Source organism: Streptomyces sp. DSM 118878, assembly GCF_052936595.1.
In genome coordinates this window covers 748,553-768,715 of sequence record NZ_CP193622.1, presented here as the reverse complement: position 1 = coordinate 768,715, position 20,163 = coordinate 748,553, and the positions used below count along the sequence as shown (strand labels likewise).

14 protein-coding genes are annotated in these 20,163 nt (G+C 70.7%); 10 read left to right on the top strand and 4 right to left on the bottom strand.

Features of this window, described 5'->3' with window-relative positions:
• Positions 1-258 precede the first annotated feature (258 nt).
• Positions 259-2,478, top strand: coding sequence for an MMPL family transporter (locus ACRAKF_RS03305; RefSeq protein WP_447035237.1), 2,220 nt, complete (start codon positions 259-261; stop codon positions 2,476-2,478).
• A 190-nt stretch (positions 2,479-2,668) separates the two neighbouring features.
• Positions 2,669-5,080: an ATP-binding cassette domain-containing protein gene (locus ACRAKF_RS03300; protein ID WP_447035235.1), complete on the top strand. Its 2,412-nt coding sequence runs from the start codon at positions 2,669-2,671 to the stop codon at positions 5,078-5,080.
• Between the two features lie 41 nt (positions 5,081-5,121).
• Here the strand turns inward: ACRAKF_RS03300 and ACRAKF_RS03295 are convergent, their stop codons facing one another.
• Positions 5,122-6,111 (bottom strand): LacI family DNA-binding transcriptional regulator, encoded by a 990-nt coding sequence (locus ACRAKF_RS03295; RefSeq protein ID WP_447035233.1) that lies wholly within the window; start codon positions 6,109-6,111, stop codon positions 5,122-5,124.
• A gap of 323 nt (positions 6,112-6,434) precedes the next feature.
• Here ACRAKF_RS03295 and ACRAKF_RS03290 point away from each other — a divergent pair, with 323 nt between their 5' ends.
• The 7 genes from ACRAKF_RS03290 to ACRAKF_RS03260 all read left to right on the top strand — a co-directional run bounded on the left by ACRAKF_RS03290 (position 6,435) and on the right by ACRAKF_RS03260 (position 16,470).
• Positions 6,435-7,361 carry a carbohydrate ABC transporter permease gene (locus tag ACRAKF_RS03290; RefSeq protein WP_447035231.1) on the top strand — a complete coding sequence of 309 codons (927 nt, stop codon included), beginning with the start codon at positions 6,435-6,437 and terminating at the stop codon, positions 7,359-7,361.
• A 6-nt stretch (positions 7,362-7,367) separates the two neighbouring features.
• A complete protein-coding gene (locus tag ACRAKF_RS03285; protein WP_447035229.1) occupies positions 7,368-8,321 on the top strand; it encodes a carbohydrate ABC transporter permease in 954 nt (317 codons plus the stop codon).
• 104 nt (positions 8,322-8,425) lie between these two features.
• Entirely contained in the window at positions 8,426-9,766 is a 1,341-nt protein-coding gene (locus ACRAKF_RS03280) for an ABC transporter substrate-binding protein (RefSeq protein WP_447035227.1), read from the top strand.
• A gap of 56 nt (positions 9,767-9,822) precedes the next feature.
• On the top strand, positions 9,823-11,874 hold the full coding sequence (locus tag ACRAKF_RS03275) for a beta-galactosidase (RefSeq protein ID WP_447035224.1): 2,052 nt from the start codon (positions 9,823-9,825) through the stop codon (positions 11,872-11,874).
• A 75-nt stretch (positions 11,875-11,949) separates the two neighbouring features.
• Entirely contained in the window at positions 11,950-13,974 is a 2,025-nt protein-coding gene (locus ACRAKF_RS03270) for a glycoside hydrolase (protein WP_447035222.1), read from the top strand.
• A gap of 71 nt (positions 13,975-14,045) precedes the next feature.
• Positions 14,046-14,840, top strand: coding sequence for a PTS sugar transporter subunit IIA (locus ACRAKF_RS03265; RefSeq protein ID WP_447035220.1), 795 nt, complete (start codon positions 14,046-14,048; stop codon positions 14,838-14,840).
• Positions 14,841-14,895: 55 nt separating this feature from the next.
• Positions 14,896-16,470 (top strand): PTS ascorbate transporter subunit IIC, encoded by a 1,575-nt coding sequence (locus ACRAKF_RS03260; protein ID WP_447035218.1) that lies wholly within the window; start codon positions 14,896-14,898, stop codon positions 16,468-16,470.
• Between the two features lie 18 nt (positions 16,471-16,488).
• Here ACRAKF_RS03260 and ACRAKF_RS03255 read toward each other — a convergent pair whose 3' ends face one another.
• The 3 genes from ACRAKF_RS03255 to ACRAKF_RS03245 all read right to left on the bottom strand — a co-directional run bounded on the left by ACRAKF_RS03255 (position 16,489) and on the right by ACRAKF_RS03245 (position 19,147).
• The gene (locus ACRAKF_RS03255) at positions 16,489-17,394 is read right to left on the bottom strand and encodes an endo alpha-1,4 polygalactosaminidase (RefSeq protein ID WP_447041784.1); all 906 of its coding nucleotides are present in this window, start codon (positions 17,392-17,394) and stop codon (positions 16,489-16,491) included.
• A 61-nt stretch (positions 17,395-17,455) separates the two neighbouring features.
• Positions 17,456-18,337 (bottom strand): SGNH/GDSL hydrolase family protein, encoded by an 882-nt coding sequence (locus ACRAKF_RS03250; RefSeq protein WP_447035216.1) that lies wholly within the window; start codon positions 18,335-18,337, stop codon positions 17,456-17,458.
• A 294-nt stretch (positions 18,338-18,631) separates the two neighbouring features.
• Positions 18,632-19,147, bottom strand: a complete 516-nt coding sequence (locus ACRAKF_RS03245) for a lytic polysaccharide monooxygenase auxiliary activity family 9 protein (protein ID WP_447035215.1) — start codon at positions 19,145-19,147, stop codon at positions 18,632-18,634.
• 264 nt (positions 19,148-19,411) lie between these two features.
• Between ACRAKF_RS03245 and ACRAKF_RS03240 the strand changes: the two genes are divergently transcribed.
• Positions 19,412-19,987 carry a carbonic anhydrase gene (locus tag ACRAKF_RS03240; protein ID WP_447035214.1) on the top strand — a complete coding sequence of 192 codons (576 nt, stop codon included), beginning with the start codon at positions 19,412-19,414 and terminating at the stop codon, positions 19,985-19,987.
• The last annotated feature ends 176 nt before the right edge of the window (positions 19,988-20,163 follow it).

Sequence of the window (20,163 nt, the reverse complement as noted above, 5' to 3'; positions counted from 1 at the left end):
GACACGTGACTGCACCCTGTGGCCGAGAAGCCGGGACACGCTCTCATCCCACGGGATGACACTCCGCGTGACGCAGTACAGCGCATGCGGGTCGATAGTCCGGCTCGCAGTCGGACATCCGCCCCGCATTCGGCGGTGACTATGGAAAGGCATCCTGCTGGACCCCCTGACGTGCGGAGATCGCACCTCGAATGTGCGGACCGCACATCGAAGGGGGCCGACCCTGCCTGCCCAACCCCGACGGGAGTCCCCTTCGCCGTGGCTACGTTCCTGTACAAACTAGGCCGCCTCGCCTTCAGGCGGCGCCGCTATGTGGCACTGCTATGGGTGGCGCTCCTCGGCGGTGCGATCGTCGCGGCCTCGACCGCTCCGGCAGCACCCGAGGACTCGTTCTCGATGCCGGGAACGGAGTCGCAGAAGGCCTTCGACCTCCTGGAGAAGCGCTTCCCCGCCGCCAGCGCCGATGGCGCCAGCGCCCGCGTCGTCATACGGGCCCCCGAGGGCGAGAAGATCACCTCGGCGAAGCCCAAGGCCGAGGTCGAGCAGATGATCGCGGCCATCGGCAAGGGCTCGCAGGTCGCGAGCGTCGACGACCCGTACAAGACGAAGAGCGTCAGCAAGGACGGCACCACCGCGTACGCGTCCGTCACGTACAAGGTGATCGCCACCGAGCTGACCGACAAGTCGCGGGAGGCCCTCACCAAGGCCACCGACGAGACCCGTGACGCGGGGCTCACCGTCGAGACCGGCGGTGACGCCGTCATGGCCGAGCAGGAGATGGGCGGTACCGCCGAACTCATCGGCATCGCGATCTCCGCGGTCGTCCTGATCATCACCTTCGGTTCGATGGTCGCCGCGGGCATGCCGCTGCTCACCGCGATCATCGGCGTCGGCATCGGCATCTCCGCCATCGGTGCGCTGGGCAGTGCCCTCGATCTCTCCCCCACCACCTCGACGCTGGCCATGATGATCGGCCTCGCCGTCGGCATCGACTACGCGCTCTTCATCGTCTCCCGCTACCGGGCGGAGATAGCCGAGGGCCGCACGCCGGAGGAGGCCGCTGGACGGGCCACCGGAACCGCGGGATCCGCCGTGGTCTTCGCGGGGCTCACCGTCGTCGTCGCCCTCTCCGGCCTGGCGGTCGTCAACATCCCGATGCTCACCAAGATGGGCCTGGCCGCCGCGGGCACCGTCGTGGTCGCCGTCCTCATCGCGCTCACCATGATCCCCGCGCTGCTCGGCTTCGCGGGCCGCAAGGTGCTGCGCCGCAAGGACCGCAAGAAGCCCGCGGGCACGCTGAACGACCCGCACGCCAAGCCCAAGCTCGGCACCCGCTGGGCCCGCTTCGTGCTGCGCCGCCCGCTCGCCGTCCTGATCGTCGCGGTCGTCGGCCTCGGCGCGGTGGCGGTGCCTGCCGCCAGCCTCGAACTCGGTCTGCCCGACGAGGGCACGTCCGCGCCGGACACCACCCAGCGCAAGGCGTACGACATGCTGTCCGAGTCCTTCGGCGCGGGCTTCAACGGCCCCCTGATGGTCACGATCAGCAAGGACGCCGACGTGGCGGCCGCCGCCAAGACCGTCAGCGACAAGCTCGCCGAGGTCGAGGGAGTCGTCGCCGTGACGCCGCCCGCGCCCAACAAGGCCGGCGACACCGCGATCATGAACGTGGTGCCGAAGACCGGGCCGAGCGACCACGAGACCGAGGAACTGGTCAAGACGATCCGTTCGAGCGCCGGTGACATCGGCGACGACACCGGCTCCGAGATCCTGATCACCGGCCAGACCGCGATGATCATCGACTTCTCGCAGACCCTGGACGACGCGCTCATTCCGTACCTCGCCCTGGTCGTCGGCCTGGCGTTCCTGCTCCTGATGCTGGTCTTCCGCTCGATCCTGGTCCCGCTCAAGGCGGCGCTCGGCTTCCTGCTCTCGGTGGCCGCCGCGCTCGGCGCCGTCGTCGCCGTCTTCCAGTGGGGCTGGCTCGCGGACATCGTGGGCGTCGACCAGCCCGGCCCGATCATGAGCATGATGCCGATCTTCATGATCGGCGTGGTCTTCGGTCTCGCCATGGACTACGAGGTCTTCCTCGTGACCCGGATGCGCGAGGCGTATGTCCACGGGTCGAGCGCCGGCGAGTCGGTCGTCACCGGCTTCACCCACGGCGGGCGGGTCGTGGCCGCGGCCGCGGTCATCATGATGAGCGTCTTCTCCGGCTTCATCATGGAGAACGACGAGATGATCAAGATGATGGGCTTCGGCCTGGCCATCGCCGTCCTCTTCGACGCCTTCGTCGTCCGCATGGCGATCGTCCCCGCGGTGCTCGCCCTGCTCGGCAAGTCCGCGTGGTGGCTGCCGCGCTGGCTGGACAAGGCGCTGCCGAACGTGGACGTGGAGGGCGAGAAGCTGCACAAGAACCTCGGCGACACGGCGACGCCCGGCGCGGAGACCGAACGTGAGCTGGCGCCCGCGGGCCGCTGACACACCGCCGTAACCGCCGTACCCGCTGGGCGGGCCGGTCGGGACCACCTGGAAAAGGGGGGTCCGGCCGGCCCGCCCGGCCGTGTGCGAGGGCACGGTTGTGCAACCGATCAGGAATCAAGAAGCGCCCGCACCGCGGCCTCCATAACCTGGGCGTCATGCACAGCACGCCCCGGGAGAGGGAGAGACGATGAGCAAGGCCCCACGTACGGAGGAGCAGGCGCCCGCGCTGCCCGCCGCCGACAGCCACGACCTGATCCGCGTACACGGGGCTCGGGAGAACAACCTGAAGGACGTCAGCGTCGAACTCCCCAAGCGCAGGCTCACGGTGTTCACCGGTGTCTCGGGTTCGGGCAAGAGCTCGCTGGTGTTCAACACCATCGCCGCCGAGTCGCAGCGGATGATCAACGAGACGTACAGCACCTTCGTGCAGGGCTTCATGCCGAGCCTCGCCCGGCCCGAGGTCGACGTGCTCGACGGCCTCACCACCGCGATCATCGTCGACCAGCAGCGGCTCGGCGCCGACCCGCGCTCCACGGTCGGCACCGCCACCGACGTCAACGCGATGCTGCGCATCCTCTTCAGCCGCCTCGGCAAGCCGCACATCGGCTCGCCCAACGCGTTCGCCTTCAACGTCGCCTCGGTCCGGGCGAGCGGCGGGATCACCGTCGAACGCGGCGCGGGCAAGACGAAGACCGTAAAGGCGACCTTCAACCGCACCGGCGGCATGTGCGTGCGCTGCGAGGGCCGCGGCAAGGTCTCCGACATCGACCTCACGCAGCTCTACGACGACTCCAAGTCGCTCGCCGAGGGGGCTTTCACGATCCCCGGCTGGAAGTCCGACAGCCAGTGGACCGTGCAGGTCTACGCCCAGTCGGGCTTCGTCGACCCGGACAAGCCGATCCGCGAGTACACCGAGAAGGAGCTCCACGCCTTCCTGTACGGCGAGCCGGTCAAGGTGAAGGTCAACGGCGTCAACCTCACCTACGAGGGGCTCATCCCCAAGATCCAGAAGTCGTTCCTTGCCAAGGACCGCGAGGGCATGCAGCCCCACATCAGGGACTTCGTGGACCGGGCCGTCGCCTTCGCCACCTGCCCGGAGTGCGACGGTACCCGGCTCAGCGCCGAGGCGCGGTCCTCGAAGATCGAGAAGATCAGCATCGCCGACGCCTGCGCCATGCAGATCAGCGACCTGGCCACGTGGGCCGGCGGACTCGACGAGCCCTCGGTGGCGCCGCTGCTGACGGCGCTGCGGCGCTCCCTCGACTCGTTCGTGGAGATCGGCCTCGGCTACCTCTCCCTCGACCGGCCCGCGGGCACGCTGTCGGGCGGCGAGGCACAGCGCGTGAAGATGATCCGCCACCTCGGCTCCTCGCTCACCGACACCACGTACGTCTTCGACGAGCCCACCATCGGCCTGCACCCGCACGACATCCAGCGGATGAACGACCTGCTGCTGCGGCTGCGGGACAAGGGCAACACCGTGCTCGTCGTGGAGCACAAGCCGGAGACGATCGCGATCGCCGACCACGTCGTCGACCTCGGCCCCGGCGCGGGCGCGGCGGGCGGCACCGTCTGCTTCGAGGGCACCGTCGAGGGGCTGCGGTCCGGTGGCACCCTCACCGGACGCCACTTCGACGACCGGGCGTCCCTGAAGGAGACGGTGCGCGAGCCCACCGGCGCCCTGGAGATCCGCGGCGCCTCGACGCACAACCTGCGCGACGTCGACGTGGACATCCCGCTCGGCGTGCTGACCGTCGTCACCGGGGTCGCGGGCTCCGGCAAGAGCTCGCTGGTGCACGGCTCGCTCGTCGGCGGCTCGCAGGGCGTCGACCCGGATGTGGTGGTCGTCGACCAGGGCGCGATCCGCGGCTCGCGGCGCAGCAACCCGGCGACGTACACCGGTCTGCTGGACCCGATCCGCAAGGCCTTCGCCAAGGCCAACGGCGTCAAGCCCGCACTGTTCAGCGCCAACTCCGAAGGCGCCTGCCCCGCCTGCAACGGCGCCGGCGTCATCTTCACCGACCTGGCGATGATGGCCGGGGTCTCCACGCCCTGCGACGAGTGCGAGGGCAAGCGGTTCCAGCCCGAGGTCCTCGAATACCGCCTCGGCGGACGCGACATCAGCGAGGTGCTCGCGATGTCCGTGACCGAGGCCGCGGAGTTCTTCGGCGAGGGGGAGGCCCGCACACCGGCCGCGCACCGCGTTCTCCTCCGCCTCGTCGACGTCGGGCTCGGCTACCTGAGCCTCGGCCAGCCGCTCACCACGCTCTCCGGCGGCGAGCGGCAGCGGCTCAAGCTCGCCACGAACATGAACGAGAAGGGCGGCGTCTACATCCTGGACGAGCCGACCGCGGGGCTCCACCTGGCCGACGTGGAGCAACTGCTGGGGCTGCTCGACCGTCTCGTGGACTCCGGCAAGTCGGTCATCGTCGTCGAGCACCACCAGGCCGTCATGGCGCACGCCGACTGGATCATCGACCTCGGCCCCGGCGCCGGTCACGACGGCGGCAAGGTCGTCTTCGAGGGCACCCCCGCCGACCTGGTGGCCAAGCGCGCGACACTCACCGGCGAGCACCTCGCGGCGTACGTCGGCGCCTGAACCGGGGGGGCGTTCGTTCGCGAGGTGGTCCGGCCCGCGGGCTACCTCGCGGGCGGCGGCGCGGTGCTGTCGCGCAGGACGAGCCGGGTCGGTACGAGCGTGGTGCCGCGCTCGGCCGTTCGCTGCCGGACCTGGCGCAGCACCCCCTCGACGCAGCGCCTGCCGACCTCGGCGAAGTCCTGGTGCACGGTGGTCAGCGGCGGCTGGAACGAGCCCGACTCCGGGATGTCGTCGAAGCCGATCACGCTGACGTCGCCGGGCACGCCGCGCCCGCGCTCGTGCAGGGCCCGCAGCAGACCGAGCGCCATCTGGTCGTTGGCGGCGAACACCGCGGTGCAGTCGTCCCGTTCGGCCAGGTGCAGGCCCGCGCGGTAGCCGGACTCGGCGGACCAGTCGCCCCGCACCGGCGGCGGGGCGAAGCGCCCCTCCTCGGTGAGCGCCGCGTGCCAGGCGTCGGCCCTGCGCTGCGCGGCGAAGGACTCCTCGGGGCCCGCGAGGTGCCACACCGTGCGGTGGCCGAGGTCGAGCAAGTGCCGTACGGCGGCACGGGTTCCGCCCGCCTGGTCGGTGTCGACCACGGTGTAGCGGTCACCGGCGTCGGAGTCCGCGACGACGACCTGCACGTGCGGCGGCAGGGAGATCGTCGCCGTGTCGAGCAGGTGCACCTCCATGATGACGATGACCGCGTCGACGGCCAGTTCGCCCAGCCGCGAGAAGGCGCCGCGCACCTCGTCCTGGGTCGGCACGGCGACCGGGAGCAGGGTGACGGCGTACCCCTCCTGCGCCGCGGAGGTGGCGATCGCCTCCAGCGTGCGGACGTTGCCCGTGGAGGAGAGGGAGAAGGTGATGACGCCGATGGTGCGGAACTCACCGCGTTTGAGGGCGCGGGCAGCGCTGTTGGGGCGGTAGCCCAGCTCCTTCATGGCGGCCAGGACCTCGCGCCGGGTCTCCTCGGTCACGCCCGCGTAGCCGTTGGAGACGCGCGAGACGGTCTGTGAGGAGACGCCCGCGACACGGGCGACGTCCGCCATGGACGCGTTCTGCCTACGACGTGAGGCCCGGGGCCTGCCGCTCTCCCTCGCCCGCGTCCCGCCGTCGGCCGAGGTGCTGTCCGCTGCTTCCACCGTCTCCCTCACCGTGTGGGCCGTTGGGTGCCGTTCGATTCGCACGGGGACCCTTGACCACCGTCATCGGGGCAGTGTAGACATGCCGCCACCAAATGTTTACGTAAACATAACACCTCCCACCCCCGTGCTGAGCAGGTCGATTACGTATACAGCGCCGCCATGTTTACGCAAACATGGCGGCGGCGGTGCGCACACGCCGGTGCCGAGACGGACGAGCGAGGATCGACATGACGACGCTTCAACCGCAGGTGGCCACAGGGCGGCAGACGTCCCGGCCGCCCTCGCGGCGCCCCCGCCGGTCCTGGCGGGGCTGGGGATTCATCGGCCCCTTCGTGGCGGTCTTCGCGCTGGTCTTCCTCGCGCCCCTCGCGTACTCCGTCTACCTGAGCCTGTTCCGTGAGCAACTGATCGGCGGAACCACGTTCGTCGGCCTCGACAACTACCAGCAGGCCCTCGACGACGACCAGTTCTGGGCCGCCCTCGGACGGGTCTCGCTCTTCCTCGCCGTCCAGGTGCCGATCATGCTGGGCATCGCCCTGCTGGTGGCCCTCGCCCTGGACAGCGGACGGCTGTACGGCAAGGACTTCTTCCGCATCGCGATCTTCCTGCCCTACGCGGTGCCCGCCGTGGTGGCCTCCCTGATGTGGGGCTTCATGTACGGCACCCGCTTCGGACTCGTCGGCGACATCAACGACGCCCTCGGGGTCTCCCTGCCCGACCCGCTCTCGCCCGACCTGGTGCTCGCCTCGATCGGCAACATCGTCACCTGGGAGTTCGTCGGCTACAACATGCTGATCTTCTTCTCCGCGCTCCGCGTGATCCCGCACTCCCTGTACGAGGCAGCGGAGATCGACGGGGCGGGCCAGCTACGCGTCATCACCGCCATCAAGCTCCCCGCGATCCGGGGCGCCCTGGTCATCGCCACCATCTTCTCGATCATCGGCAGCTTCCAGCTCTTCAACGAGCCGAGCATCCTCCAGAACCTCGCGCCCAACGCCATCACCACCTCGTACACCCCGAACCTCTACACGTTCTCGCTGTCCTTCTCCGCCCAACAGCACAACTACTCCGCGACGGTGGCCATCGTCATGGGCCTGATCACCATGGTCATCGCCTACCTCGTCCAGCTGCGCGGCATGCGCAAGGGAGCGTGACCCGCGATGACCGCACCGAGCAGCCCCGCCACCACCGTCTCCCGCCCGGCCCCGCCCGCCGGCCGGCCGGCGGCGCCACCCCGCCTGCGCGCACCGCGCCACCGCCACACACCGGGGCGGCCCCGGCGCAGCGTGCTCCTGACCGTGCTCACCGGCCTCGTCCTGCTCTACAGCCTGATACCGCTGCTGTGGCTGGTGATCAGCGCGACCAAGACCCAGCAGGGCCTCGCCGGTTCGTTCGGCCTCTGGTTCGACGGCGACTTCGCCCTGTGGGACAACATCACCACGACGTTCACGTACAACGACGGCATCTTCACCCGCTGGCTCCTGAACACCCTGCTGTACGTGGTGGTCGGCGCCGGCGGCGCCACCTTCCTCGCGGTCCTCGGCGGATACGCGCTCGCGAAGTTCGACTTCCCCGGCAGGCGCGGCGTCTTCGCGGTCGTCATCGGCGCCGTCGCGGTGCCGGGCACCGCCCTCGCCGTACCCACCTTCCTGATGTTCAGCAAGATGGGCCTGACCGACACCCCGTGGGCGGTGATCATCCCCTCGCTCATCTCGCCGTTCGGCCTGTATCTGATGTGGGTCTTCGCCAACGACTCCATTCCCGCGGAGCTGATGGAGGCCGCCCGCATGGACGGCGCGAGCGAGCTGCGCACCTTCTTCCAGGTGGCCCTGCCGCTGCTCGCCCCCGGCACCGTGACCGTCCTGCTCTTCACCACGGTGGCGACCTGGAACAACTACTTCCTGCCGCTGATCATGCTGAAGGACCCGGACTGGTATCCGCTGACCCTCGGCCTCAACAGCTGGAACGCCCAGGCCGCCACGGCCGGCGGCGAGGCCGTCTTCCATCTGGTGATCACGGGCTCGCTGATCACCATCGTGCCGCTGATCGCCGCGTTCCTGCTGCTCCAGAAGTACTGGCGGTCCGGACTCGCCGCCGGAAGCGTCAAGGAGTGACCCCCGCCCGTCCGGGCCCCCTTCTCCGCCGACCCCCTGTGCTCACGTACCGCCCGACCGCGCGCCGCCGTGCCGTGGAACCACGAGGAAGTGACAGCGTCCCCATGCCCAAGATCATCCGCCGCTCGCTGCGCGGCACAGGCCTCCTCTGCGCCCTCGCCCTCGCGGCCACCGCCTGCGGCGGCTCCGACGACGGCGGCTCCGACCAGAAGCCGGTCACGTCCGCGCAGATCGACGCGGCCCTGAAGAAGGGCGGCACCCTCACGGTGTGGGCGTGGGAGCCGACGCTGAAGAAGGTCGCCGCCGGCTTCGAGCGCGAGCACCCCGCCGTCGACGTCAAGCTCGTCAACGCCGGTACCCACAACGACCAGTACACCGCCCTTCAGAACGCCATGTCGGCGAAGAAGGGCGTCCCCGACGTCGCGCAGATCGAGTACTACGCGCTGAGCCAGTACGCCCTGACCAAGTCCATCACCGACCTCGCCCCCTTCGGCGCGTACAAGCTCGCGGGCTCCTACTCGCCGGGCCCGTGGAACGCGGTGAAGTCCGGCAAGGGCATCCACGCCCTGCCGATGGACTCCGGCCCCATGGCGCTGTTCTACAACAAGAAGGTCTTCGACAAGCACGACATCGAGGTGCCGACCACCTGGGACGAGTACCTCCAGGCCGCCCGCAAGCTGCACAAGGCCGACCCGAAGGCGTACATCACCAGCGACACGGGCGAAGCCGGACTCACCACCAGCCTGCTCTGGCAGGCCGGCTCACACCCGTACGAGGTCGACGGCACCAAGGTGGGCATCGACTTCTCCGACAAGGGCGCCCGCGCCTACACGGAGACCTGGCAGAAGCTCATCGACGAGAAGCTGGTCGCCCCCATCAACCCCTGGACCGACGAGTGGTACAAGGGCCTCGGCGACGGCACCGTCGCGACCCTGCCCACCGGCGCCTGGATGCCCGCCAACTTCACCTCCGGGGTGAAGGACGCCGCCGGGGACTGGCGCGCGGCCCCGCTGCCGCAGTGGACCAAGGGCGCGGGGGCGAGCGCGGAGAACGGCGGCAGCTCCCTCGCCCTGCCCGCCCTCGGCAAGAACAAGGAGCTGGCCTACGCCTTCGTGGAGTACGCCAACTCCGGGGACGGCGTGCGGACCCGCGTCGAGGCCGGCGCCTTCCCCGCGACCACCAAGGACCTGAGGTCCAAGGCCTTCCAGGACGTCGAGTTCCCCTACTTCGGCGGACAGAAGGCCAACAAGGTCTTCGCCGAGTCCGCCGCGGCCGTGGCCCGCGGCTTCGAGTACCTGCCCTACCAGGTGTACGCCAACTCGGTCTTCAACGACACCGTCGGCAAGGCCTACGTCTCCGGCACGCCGCTCTCCGAGGGCCTGAAGTCCTGGCGCGAGGCCTCCCTCAAGTACGGCACGGAACAGGGCTTCGACGTCCAGAAGTAGGCCCGCTCGACGCCGAGAGACGGCCGCACCCCCAGTGACACTCCGGAAGGACCTCCATGACCCCCACCCTCCCGTCCCGGCTGCTGCGCGGACCCGACGGTGAGCCCGCGCCCCGCCTCGTCTACGGCGCGGACTACAACCCCGAACAGTGGCCGCGCGAGGTCTGGGAGCAGGACGTCCGGCTGATGCGCGAGGCGGGCGTCAGCATCGTCTCCCTGGGGATCTTCTCCTGGGCGCACCTCCAGCCGACCGCGGACACCTGGGACTTCGGCTGGCTCGACGACGTCATGGACCTGCTGCACGCGGGCGGCATCGGCGTCGACCTGGCCACCGCCACCGCGTCCCCGCCGCCCTGGCTCACCACGGCCCACCCGGAGATCCTGCCGGTGACCGCCTCCGGCGAGACGGTGTGGCCGGGGGCCCGCCAGCACTGGCGGCCCACCTCGCCCGTCTTCAGGACGCACGCGCTGCGCCTGGTGCGCGAGCTGGCGGAGCGCTATGGCGGGCACCCCGCCCTCGTCGCCTGGCACGTCAACAACGAACTGGGCTGCCACAACGTCTACGACCACTCCGACGACGCGGCCCGCGCCTTCCGGGTATGGCTGCGCGCCCGCTACACCACCCTCGACGGCCTCAACCACGCCTGGGGCACCGCCTTCTGGTCCCAGCGGTACAGCGACTGGGGGCAGATCCTGCCGCCCCGGCTCGCCGCGTCGCACCCGAACCCGACCCAGCAACTGGACTTCAAGCGGTTCTCGTCGAACGCGCTGAAGGAGTATCTGCGGGCCGAGCGGGACGTCCTGCGCGAGATCACCCCGAAGACCCCCGTCACCACCAACTTCATGGTGATGGGCGGCACGAAGGGCATGGACTACACCGACTGGGCCGACGAGATCGACTTCGTCTCGAACGACCACTACGTCACCCCCGGCCCACGGGGCAGGGACGAACTGTCCTTCTCCGCCAACCTCACCAGCGCCATCGCGGGCCACCGCCCGTGGTACCTCATGGAGCACTCCACCAGCGCCGTGAACTGGCAGCCCGTCAACATCGCCAAGCGGCCGGGAGAGCTGGCCCGCGACTCGCTGCTGCACGTCGCGCACGGCGCCGACGCCGTCTGCTTCTTCCAGTGGCGCCAGTCGGCGGCGGGCGCCGAGAAGTACCACTCGGCGATGGTGCCGCACGCCGGGGCCGACAGCGAGGTCTTCCGCGCGGTGACCGAGCTCGGGCGCACCCTCCAGTCGCTCGCCCCGGTGGCGGGCGGTGGCAGGGAACCGGCGCGGGCCGCTGTCCTCTTCGACTGGGACTCGTGGTGGGCGAGCGAGCAGGACTCCCACCCCACCTCCCTGCTCGACTACCGCAGGGAGGCCGTGGAGTGGTACTCCGCCCTCCTCGACCTCGGCATCCGCGCCGACGTCGTCACCACGCGCACCGACCTCACCTCGTACGACCTGCTGATCGCGCCCGTGCTGCACGTGGTCCCCGAGACGCTGGCCAAGGAGCTCACGCGCTATGCCGAAGGCGGCGGTCACCTGGTGACCACCTACTTCTCCGGCGTCGTGGACGGGAACGACCACATCTGGCTCGGCGGCCACCCCGGAGCCCTGCGCGAACTCCTCGGCATCCGCATCGAGGAGTTCGGGCCCCTGCTCGCCGGCGAGGACGTCGAGCTGGACAACGCCACCACGGGCACGGTGTGGACGGACCGCATCACCGTGACGGACCCCGCGGTGGAGGTCATCGCCCGGTACCGCACCGGCGCCCAGGCCGACCGCCCCGCCGTCACCCGCCGCGCCACGGGTGCGGGTTCGGCCACGTACGTCTCGACCCGGCTCGGCGTGGAGGGCCTGACGGCCGTGCTGCCGGGGCTGCTGGCCGCCGCCGGTGTCGAGAGCGAACTGCCCGCGGCCGCGCGGGGCCGGGTGGAGCTGGCCGTGCGCCGGAGCGCCGACGCCCGCCATCTGTTCCTGGTCAACCGCACCGACGAACCCGTGCCCCTGCCCGGCATGACCGGTGAACTCCTGACCGGCGCCCGCGACGACGCGGGAGACCGTGGGCTCGTCCTGCCGCCGAGGGGCGTCGCCGTACTGCGCGAGAGCACGTCCTGACCCGAGATCCCCATGGGGGCCCCATCGAGGAACAGCGCCGCACCGCAGTGTCCGCAGACGAGTTGGGAGCATACGTTGGCACGCCGAACCCGCACGCGACGGCTCATCGGAGCCGTCGGCGTCACCGCCCTCGCCACCGGGGCGGCCATGGTCACGGTCCCGCAGCAGCCGGCCACGGCGGCGACCGCGGCCGTCACCGTCCGGCCCGACCCCTCGTACAAGCAGCAGAGGTTCGAGGGCTGGGGGACCAGTCTCGTCTGGTTCGCCAACGCCACCGGGGGCTATCCCGAGGAGATACGCGAGAAGCTGGCGAAGCTGCTCTTCGACGACGACGGGCTGGCCCTGAACATCGCCCGCTACAACATCGGCGGCGGCAACGCGCCCGACGTGAAGGACTACCTCCGGGCCGGGGGAGCGGTCGAGGGCTGGTGGCAGGCGCCGAAGGGCACCACACGCCACGACACCGACTGGTGGGACGCCGAGGACGAGGCGGACTGGAACCCGCAGGCCGACGCCGCCCAGCGCTGGTGGGTGGAGCGCGTCAAGGACGACATCGACCACTGGGAGACGTTCAGCAACTCCCCGCCCTGGTTCATGACGAAGAGCGGGTACGTCTCGGGCGGCTTCGACGCGGGCGCCGACCAGCTCAAGGCGGAGTCGGTCGACGACTTCGCCGCCTACCTCGTCGGCGCCACCCAGCGGCTGGAGAAGAAGCACGGCATCGAGGTCGACACCCTCGACCCGTTCAACGAACCCAACACGGAGTACTGGAGCACCCGCCTCGGCCCCGACGGCGAGCCGGTGGGCGGCCGCCAGGAAGGCGCCCACATCGGCCCCGAACAGCAGCAGAAGGTCATCAGCGCCCTCGGGTCCGCCCTGCGGAAGTCGAAGACCGGTACCAAGATCTCCGCGATGGACGAGACCAACCCGACCACCTTCGCGCGCAACTGGGAGTCCTACCCCGGCCAGGTCCGCTCGCTGGTGGCCCGGATGAACGTCCACACCTACGGCACCGGCGGCCGCACCACCGTCCGGGACCTCGCCAAGGCCGCCGACAAGCCGCTGTGGATGAGCGAGGTCGGCGGCGACTGGGGCGATGGGCAGGACTTCGAGGACATGTCGCCCGGCCTCGGCCTGGCCCAGCACATGGTCGACGACCTGCGCGAGCTGGAGCCCAAAGCCTGGGTGTTCTGGCAGCCCGTGGAGGACTACGACAACATGAAGCCCGGCGGGGAGTCCGCGAAGGGCGGCAACTGGGGCAGCATCCAGCTCCCCTTCAGCTGCACCGCCAAGGACACGCTCGCCACCTGCCCGATCCGCACCAACACCAAGTTCGACACGGCCCGCAACTTCACGCACTACATCAAACCCGGCGACCGCCTCGTCAAGGTCGACGACACCTCCAGCGCCGCCGCCGTCTCCGCGGACGGCACAGGGGCGACCGTCGTCCACGTCAACAGCTCCACCGGGGAGCGCGAGGTCACCGTCGACCTGGCCAAGTTCGGCCGCGTCAGCCGCGGCGCCACCGTAACCCCCGTGGTGACGAGCGCCGGCGGCCGCCTCGAACGGCACGCCGCCGTCGACGTCACGGGCGGCAGGGCCACGTTCACGGTGCCCGCGGAGTCGGTGACGTCGTTCGTCGTCGACGGGGTCTCCGGCGTCGCCGAGGACGCGCCGCTGGCCCAGAAGGGCCACACGTACGAGCTGACCGGTGCGCAGAGCGGCAAGGAGCTCACCGCCGCCGACGACGGGCGCGGCCTCGTCATCAGGACGGACGGCGCCCAGCGGTGGCGGCTGACGCCGACCGGCGACGGCAGCGGAAGCACACGGCGTTACGTGCTCACCGACCCGGCGCGGAAGAAGCGCCTGGCCGTCGAGGACGGCGTCCCCGTCCTCCAGGCCGACCGGGGCCGCAGGGGCGCGACGGCCCAATGGCTGCTGTCGACCTCGGGCGACGGAACGTGGACGCTGGTCAACGCCTCCACGGGACGGCTCCTCGAAGTCGGCGGCCAGGCGACGCACGACGGGGCGGCCGTGACGACCTGGACCCCGAACTCGGGCGCCAACCAGCGCTGGAAGGTCATCGACGTGACCTCCTGACCTCGACCCCGCGCCACGCGGACCGCCGCCGGAGCAGCGGCGGTCCGCGCCGTTCGGCGAGAATCATGTGCATGGCAGCGCTGAACGAAATCCTCCCCGTGGAAGCCGTCCTCCTCGACGCCCCGGCGGCCGACTGGCGCGAAGCCGTGCGGCGCGCCGGTGACCTGATGGTCGCGACGGGCGCCGCCACGGACACGTACACCGCCGAGATGATCGAGAACGTCGAGCGGAACGGGCCCTACATCGTCATCGCGCCCGGCCTCGCCTTCGCGCACGCGAGGCCCTCGCCCGCCGTCCTCGGCACCGGCATGTCCTGGGTGCGGCTCGCGGAGCCCGTGGAGTTCGGCCACGAGGCCAACGACCCCGTCGATCTCGTCGTGGGCCTCGCCGCGAAGGACGCCTCCGAGCACACCGCGGCGATGGGCGCCCTGGCCCGGCTGCTCGCCGACCCCGACAAGGCGCGCGCCCTGCGCGAGGCGCCGACCCCGCAGGCCGTGCACGCGCTGCTGGCCGGCGGCCCCGAGCCCGCCGGCGACGCCGAGACCGCACCGGCGCGGAAGGAAGCGGCGCGCGGCGGCGATCTGCACAAGATCCTGACCGTGTGCGGCAACGGAGTCGGCACCAGCCTCTTCCTCAAGCAGACCCTCGAAGGCGTCCTTGACCGCTGGGGATGGAGCCGGTACGTCACCGTCGAGGCGACGGACACCATCTCGGCCAAGGGCAAGGCCCATGAAGCCGTCGCCATCCTCACCTCGCGGGAGATCGCGCGGACCCTCGGCGACGTGGGCGTCCCCGTGAAGGTCGTCGAGGACTTCACCAGCGCGGCCGAGGCCGACCGCGTCCTGCGCGACACCTACGACGTCTGACCGGACCAGACCCACCGACCGCCCCGCGGCGGCCGGCCGTACAAGGAGAACCACCATGGACCGGCTCGTGTCGATCGCCGAGTTCCTCGTCAACGAGATCCTCAGCCAACCCGCCTATCTCATCGGCCTCATCACCGCCGCGGGACTGCTCGCGCTGCGGAAGTCCGCGGGCCAGGTCGTCGGCGGCGCCATCAAGGCGACCCTGGGCTTCCTGCTGATCGGGGCGGGCGCCACGCTCGTCGTCGGCGCCCTCGCCCCGCTCGGTGAGATGATCCAGGGTGCCACCGGCGCCCACGGGGTGATCCCCACCAACGAGGCGATCGTCGGCATCGCCCAGGAGCAGTACGGCGCCCGCGTCGCCTGGCTGATGATCCTCGGCTTCGCGGTCAGCCTGCTCCTCGCCCGCTTCACGCCCCTGCGCTATGTCTTCCTGACCGGCCATCACATGCTGTTCATGGCGACGCTCCTGACGATGGTCCTCGCCATCGCGGGCCAGTCCTCATGGGTGGTGGTCGTGGTCGGCGGCGTCCTGCTCGGCATCCTCCTCGTGGCGATGCCCGCCTTCGCGCACCCCTGGACCAAGCGGGTCACCGGCAACGACAGCGTCGCCATCGGCCACTTCGGTACGGCCGGATACATCGCGTCCGGCGCCACGGGCCAACTGGTGGGCCGCCGCAGCCGCAGCACCGAGGAGATGAACCTCCCCGAAGGGCTGCGCTTCCTGCGCGACTCGATGGTGGCGACCGCCCTCTCCATGGTCCTGATCTACCTGATCATGTCGCTCGTCTTCCTCGGCAAGGTGGGCAAGGAGACCGCGTTCAAGGCCTTCGGCGACAACGGGGCCGGCGCGAGCGGCGTCGGCGACTACGTCATGCAGTCCGTGATGCAGGGCCTACAGTTCGGCATCGCGGTCGCGGTGATCCTCTTCGGCGTCCGCACGATCCTCGGCGAGCTCGTGCCGGCCTTCCAGGGCATCGCGAGGAAGCTGGTGCCCGGAGCGGTGCCCTCCCTCGACGCACCGATCGTCTTCCCCTACGCCCAGAACGCCGTCCTCGTCGGCTTCATCTCCAGCTTCATCGGCGGCCTCGTCAGCCTCGGCCTGCTCGCCTGGGTCTTCCACCCCGCGTTCGGGCTCGCCCTGGTCCTGCCGGGCCTGGTCCCGCACTTCTTCACCGGCGGCGCCGCGGGCGTCTACGGCAACGCCTCCGGTGGCCGGCGCGGGGCGGCCGCAGGCGCCTTCGTCAACGGCGTCCTCATCACGTTCCTGCCCGCGCTGCTCCTGAAGGTCCTCGGTGCCTTCGGCGACGAGAACACCACGTTCGGGGACGCCGACTTCGGCTGGTTCGGCACGCTGATCGGCTACGCGGCCAAGGCGGGCGAGACCGGCGGCGTCATCCTGATGCTGCTGATCGGCGCCGCCGTCCTGCTCGGCGCGGTCGTCTTCCAGAAGCGGGTCGTGGACACCGGCTGGGACCCCGGGGCCCACCGCGACAGGCTGCTCCCGCCGGACGAGGCGCTCACCCCGGCCGCCTCGGACACGTCCGCGTCCGGTGCCCCGGCGGCGTACGCGAAGATCGCACCCCCGCGCGGAGCGCCGACGCCGCCTCCGCCGCCGCGCGGGAAGACGTGACGCCCGCGACATTGGCTCTCAGCAGTGCTCGTACACGTGGCCTTCCTCGCCCGCGGGCAGGACGTCGCGGTCGCGCAGGGTGATGGAGAGCTCCTTGCCCCAGGAACGGCAGGCGGCGGTGAAGTCCTTCTTCTCGTACTCGATGTCGAAGACCTTCCCGTCGTACGCCGCCGCGAAGTCGGGGCACTCCTGGTAGCGGCCACACTCCTCGGTCACGGCGAAGTCGAAGCCGATACGGCGACGCTCGTCGATCAGGTCCGTGGTGTTCTTCTGGGCGATGGCCAGGCCCGAGCGGTGGGCCCGCTCGGCCAGGAGACGGGCGAACTCCGCCGCGTCGTCGGCGGTGAGCAGCCCGTCGGAGCGTTCGTAGGAGTCGAGGTTGTCGGGCTCCACCGCGTCGAAGCCGGAATCCGCGCAGCCGTCGATCCACTCGCCGACGATGCCGGCGAGTGCCGCGCGCTTCTTGCCGGTGGAGATGTCGAGCAGGGGCTCCCGCCAGTCCTCGTCGATGACCGTGTCCCCCTCGTCGTCGCGCAGGAGGAGGTCGGGGTGCTCGCGCTGCCACCAGCGGGCGGCCTTCTTGCCGGGCTGGGCCTGGAAGGCGTTGACGTAGCAGATGGAGTAGAGGCCGGGCGCGGGGTCGGCGGAGCGGTCGCGGGAGACGGCCCGCGTCTTGGCCGGGGGCTGGTAGGCCCCGCCCAGCTGGTAGTCGAAGGCGGCGTCGGCAGCGGGCTGACGGACGCCGTCCCCCGACGTCCCGGCCGCGGACCTGCCGGGCTCGGCCTTGTCGGATCCGCCGGACGAGCAGGCGGCGAGCGAGCTGAGAAGGGCGAGGAGCAACGCGCCGCCGACCCCGGCACGCAGGGCCCGCGACGAGCGGTCCCTGCGGGCGTGGTCGCTGCGGTTCTTGCTGGTAGGCCACATGATCCCGATCACCGCACCAGGATCTCAGCCCCCTCTGGCGGGCCGCGCGCGGGGTGTCCGGTCAGGTCAAGTTCAAGGCTTTTGCCGCTTCCTTGGCCATCCCCGCCTCGCCCGCCGCGTTCGGGTGCACGGGGACGAAGTTGGTGCCGAACAGCACCGGCTCGATCCACCGCTCGGCGGCCGGGCGGCAGGCGTCGTGCGCGTCGGAGGCCGCGGCCAGGTCGACGAACGTCGTGCCGGTCTCGCCGGCCGCGCGCCGGGCGGCGCTGTTCAGGTGCGTCTGGAGGTCACGCAGATAGGGCACGTCACCCTCGGCGATGGGCATCTTGGCGAAGCAGCCGGGGACGGCCCGCGCCGGGGTGATCCACGGGTAGCCGAGGATCGCTACCTTCGCCTTCGGGGACTTGGTCTTGATCGCGTTCAGGGAGGACTTGAGCGCCGGGTAGGTGTTCTTGTCGATCTGGTCCTTGAAGGTGCTGCCGTACCAGTCCTTGCAGGGGCTGCCCTTGCCGCCCGTGAGGATGCCGGCGCTGCCGCAGGAGAGGATCGCGTTGATGAACGTGCTGTTGTCGTTGCCGCCGATGGTGAGGGTGACGAGCTGGGTGTCGCTCTTCAGCGCGTCGAACTGCGGGGCCACGCCGGGGTACTGGGCGGTGGTGAAGTGTTTGGTCTGCGCGCCGCCGCAGGTCACGTCCGTGAGCTTCGCGCCGGTCGAGGCGGCCAGGAGGCGCGGGTAGTTCTTCGAGGTGCGGGCGCACAGGAGCGGTGCCTGCGGGTCCAGGGGCAGTACGCCCGATCCGGCGCTGTAGCTGTCGCCGAGGGCGACGTACCGCAGCGGATCGGCGCTCTCGGCGGCGGCGGGGCCCGCGCCGAGGCCGAGGGCGGCGATTCCTGTGACGGCGGCGAGGGTGGCGACGGCGCGCTGCTGTGCGGATATCCGCATGAGCGATCTCCTCCGGACGTGGGGGCGGGGGTGCACGGTGGGGGTGCAGAGGGGGCTCGGGCAAGCTAGTGGAGGTTCTCCACCGCCTGCTATGCCTGGAGATGCGCGTCCGGACGGGGCGTTTTGGCATACGGGTGACTAGCGGGGCCCGGCGACGGGCGCTCCCGGGGGGGGCACACCCAAGCGCCCGCCCCGCGGGAACGTTGGCGTTCTCGCGGGGCGGGCGGTGTGGCGCGGCGCGGGTGTGTGTGGGGGGTGTTCAGCCCGTACCCGTACCACTCACCTGCGTGGGGCTCAGCCCTTGATGTTCACGTCGATGCAGGCGTAGAACGCGTTGGAGGTGTCCGCGATGTTCCACACCGCGAGGACCTTCTTCTTGCCGGTCAGGCCGCCGAAGTCGACCTTGTGGGTGACCGTCGAGCCCGGCTGGGCGCCGCCGTCGTCGACCTCGGCGATCTTGTTGCCGTCGACGAAGTACTGCCAGGTGTTGGTCCGGTGTGCCGCCGTCAGTTTCCAACTGAACTCCTGCGACGAGCCGACGTCGGTGACCCGCCAGCCCAAGCTGTCGTCGTCCAGCTCGGCGAAGCGTGAGTTGCCGCCGCTGCACGTGGTCTGCCCCTTGGGGCCCTCGACGCTCTGTGGCTCATGGGTGATCTCGCCGCACGCCACGGTGCCGGCGGCGCACTGGGCCTGGCGGCTCGGCGGTGTGGAGACGTAACCGTGGGCCCCGGCCGGACCGACCGCGGTCAGGACGAGCACGGGCGCGATGCCCGCGCCCACGACGGCTGCCAGCTTTCGCTTGGAACGCATTTCTGCTCCCTCTGGGTGGGGGGATGAGGGGGAAGGGACGACCGGGCGCCTCGGTCGACTCATTGGCCTAGACCTTACTGATTGACGGAACTCCGTCAAGGCTTCAAGTGATGTTCAAGCGCCGGATGTTGCCCGTGGGACCGCCGGTCTCCGCCGTCAGAGGTACGGCACGGCCGCGTCTCCGGCTCCATGGCCCGAGGTCAGGCAGGGTGAATCGCGCCGGTCCACGCAGGGCCGCCCCCCTACCCGAGGGAGTGAGTGACCGTGACAGAAGGCCTCGCGGCCGGCGTGAGACGTTTCCAGCGGGACGTCTTCCCCGCGAAGGCGCGGCTCTTCGAGCGCCTCGCCACCGGCCAGACACCGGACGCCCTGTACATCGGCTGCTCGGACTCCCGTGTCGTGCCCGAGCTGATCACCCAGCGCGAGCCCGGCGAGCTCTTCGTCATCCGCACCGCGGGCAACCTCATCCCCATCCGCACGCCGTACGGGGACGGGGTGACCGCGACCATCGAGTTCGCCGTGGCCGAGCTCGGCGTCACCGACGCCGTGGTGTGCGGCCACTCCGACTGCGGCGCGATGTCGGCCCTCGCCGAGGGGGCCGACCTGAGCGCCATGCCCGCGATGGCCGACTGGCTCCGGCACGCGGACGCCGCCGTGGTCGAGACGGCCGGCGTCGCCCCGGCGAAGCGGAAGGAGGCGCTCATCCGTGCCAACGTCCGCCTCCAGCTCTCCCGCCTCGCCGCGTACGCCTGCGTCGCCGACGCCGTGAACCGCGGCGCCCTCACCCTGCACGGCTGGGTCTTCGACATCGGCACCGGAGCCGTGGAGGACATCACCTGACCGTGGAGGACGTCACCTCCGCCGCAGGCCCCGGGGCCTGAACACCTGCCCGTGGCCGTCCGCCGCCTACGATGCGGTGGGTACCGTGGTGCGGAACCTCCGGGAGCGCCTCGTACGTTGGGGAGGGCGGGGCCACGCCGTGTGCGCCCCGTGGGGCACCGACCGCCGGCCGGCGG

Excerpts from the sequence above, each read along its gene's own strand:
- ACRAKF_RS03260 (WP_447035218.1), top strand. The coding sequence starts at position 14,896 with ATGGACCGGCTCGTGTCGATCGCCGAGTTCCTCGTCAACGAGATCCTC.
- ACRAKF_RS03275 (WP_447035224.1), top strand. The coding sequence starts at position 9,823 with ATGACCCCCACCCTCCCGTCCCGGCTGCTGCGCGGACCCGACGGTGAG.
- ACRAKF_RS03285 (WP_447035229.1), top strand. The coding sequence starts at position 7,368 with ATGACCGCACCGAGCAGCCCCGCCACCACCGTCTCCCGCCCGGCCCCG.
- ACRAKF_RS03300 (WP_447035235.1), top strand. The coding sequence starts at position 2,669 with ATGAGCAAGGCCCCACGTACGGAGGAGCAGGCGCCCGCGCTGCCCGCC.
- ACRAKF_RS03290 (WP_447035231.1), top strand. The coding sequence starts at position 6,435 with ATGACGACGCTTCAACCGCAGGTGGCCACAGGGCGGCAGACGTCCCGG.
- ACRAKF_RS03265 (WP_447035220.1), top strand. The coding sequence starts at position 14,046 with ATGGCAGCGCTGAACGAAATCCTCCCCGTGGAAGCCGTCCTCCTCGAC.
- ACRAKF_RS03245 (WP_447035215.1), bottom strand. The coding sequence starts at position 19,147 with ATGCGTTCCAAGCGAAAGCTGGCAGCCGTCGTGGGCGCGGGCATCGCG.
- ACRAKF_RS03280 (WP_447035227.1), top strand. The coding sequence starts at position 8,426 with ATGCCCAAGATCATCCGCCGCTCGCTGCGCGGCACAGGCCTCCTCTGC.
- ACRAKF_RS03295 (WP_447035233.1), bottom strand. The coding sequence starts at position 6,111 with ATGGCGGACGTCGCCCGTGTCGCGGGCGTCTCCTCACAGACCGTCTCG.
- ACRAKF_RS03250 (WP_447035216.1), bottom strand. The coding sequence starts at position 18,337 with ATGCGGATATCCGCACAGCAGCGCGCCGTCGCCACCCTCGCCGCCGTC.
- ACRAKF_RS03255 (WP_447041784.1), bottom strand. The coding sequence starts at position 17,394 with ATGTGGCCTACCAGCAAGAACCGCAGCGACCACGCCCGCAGGGACCGC.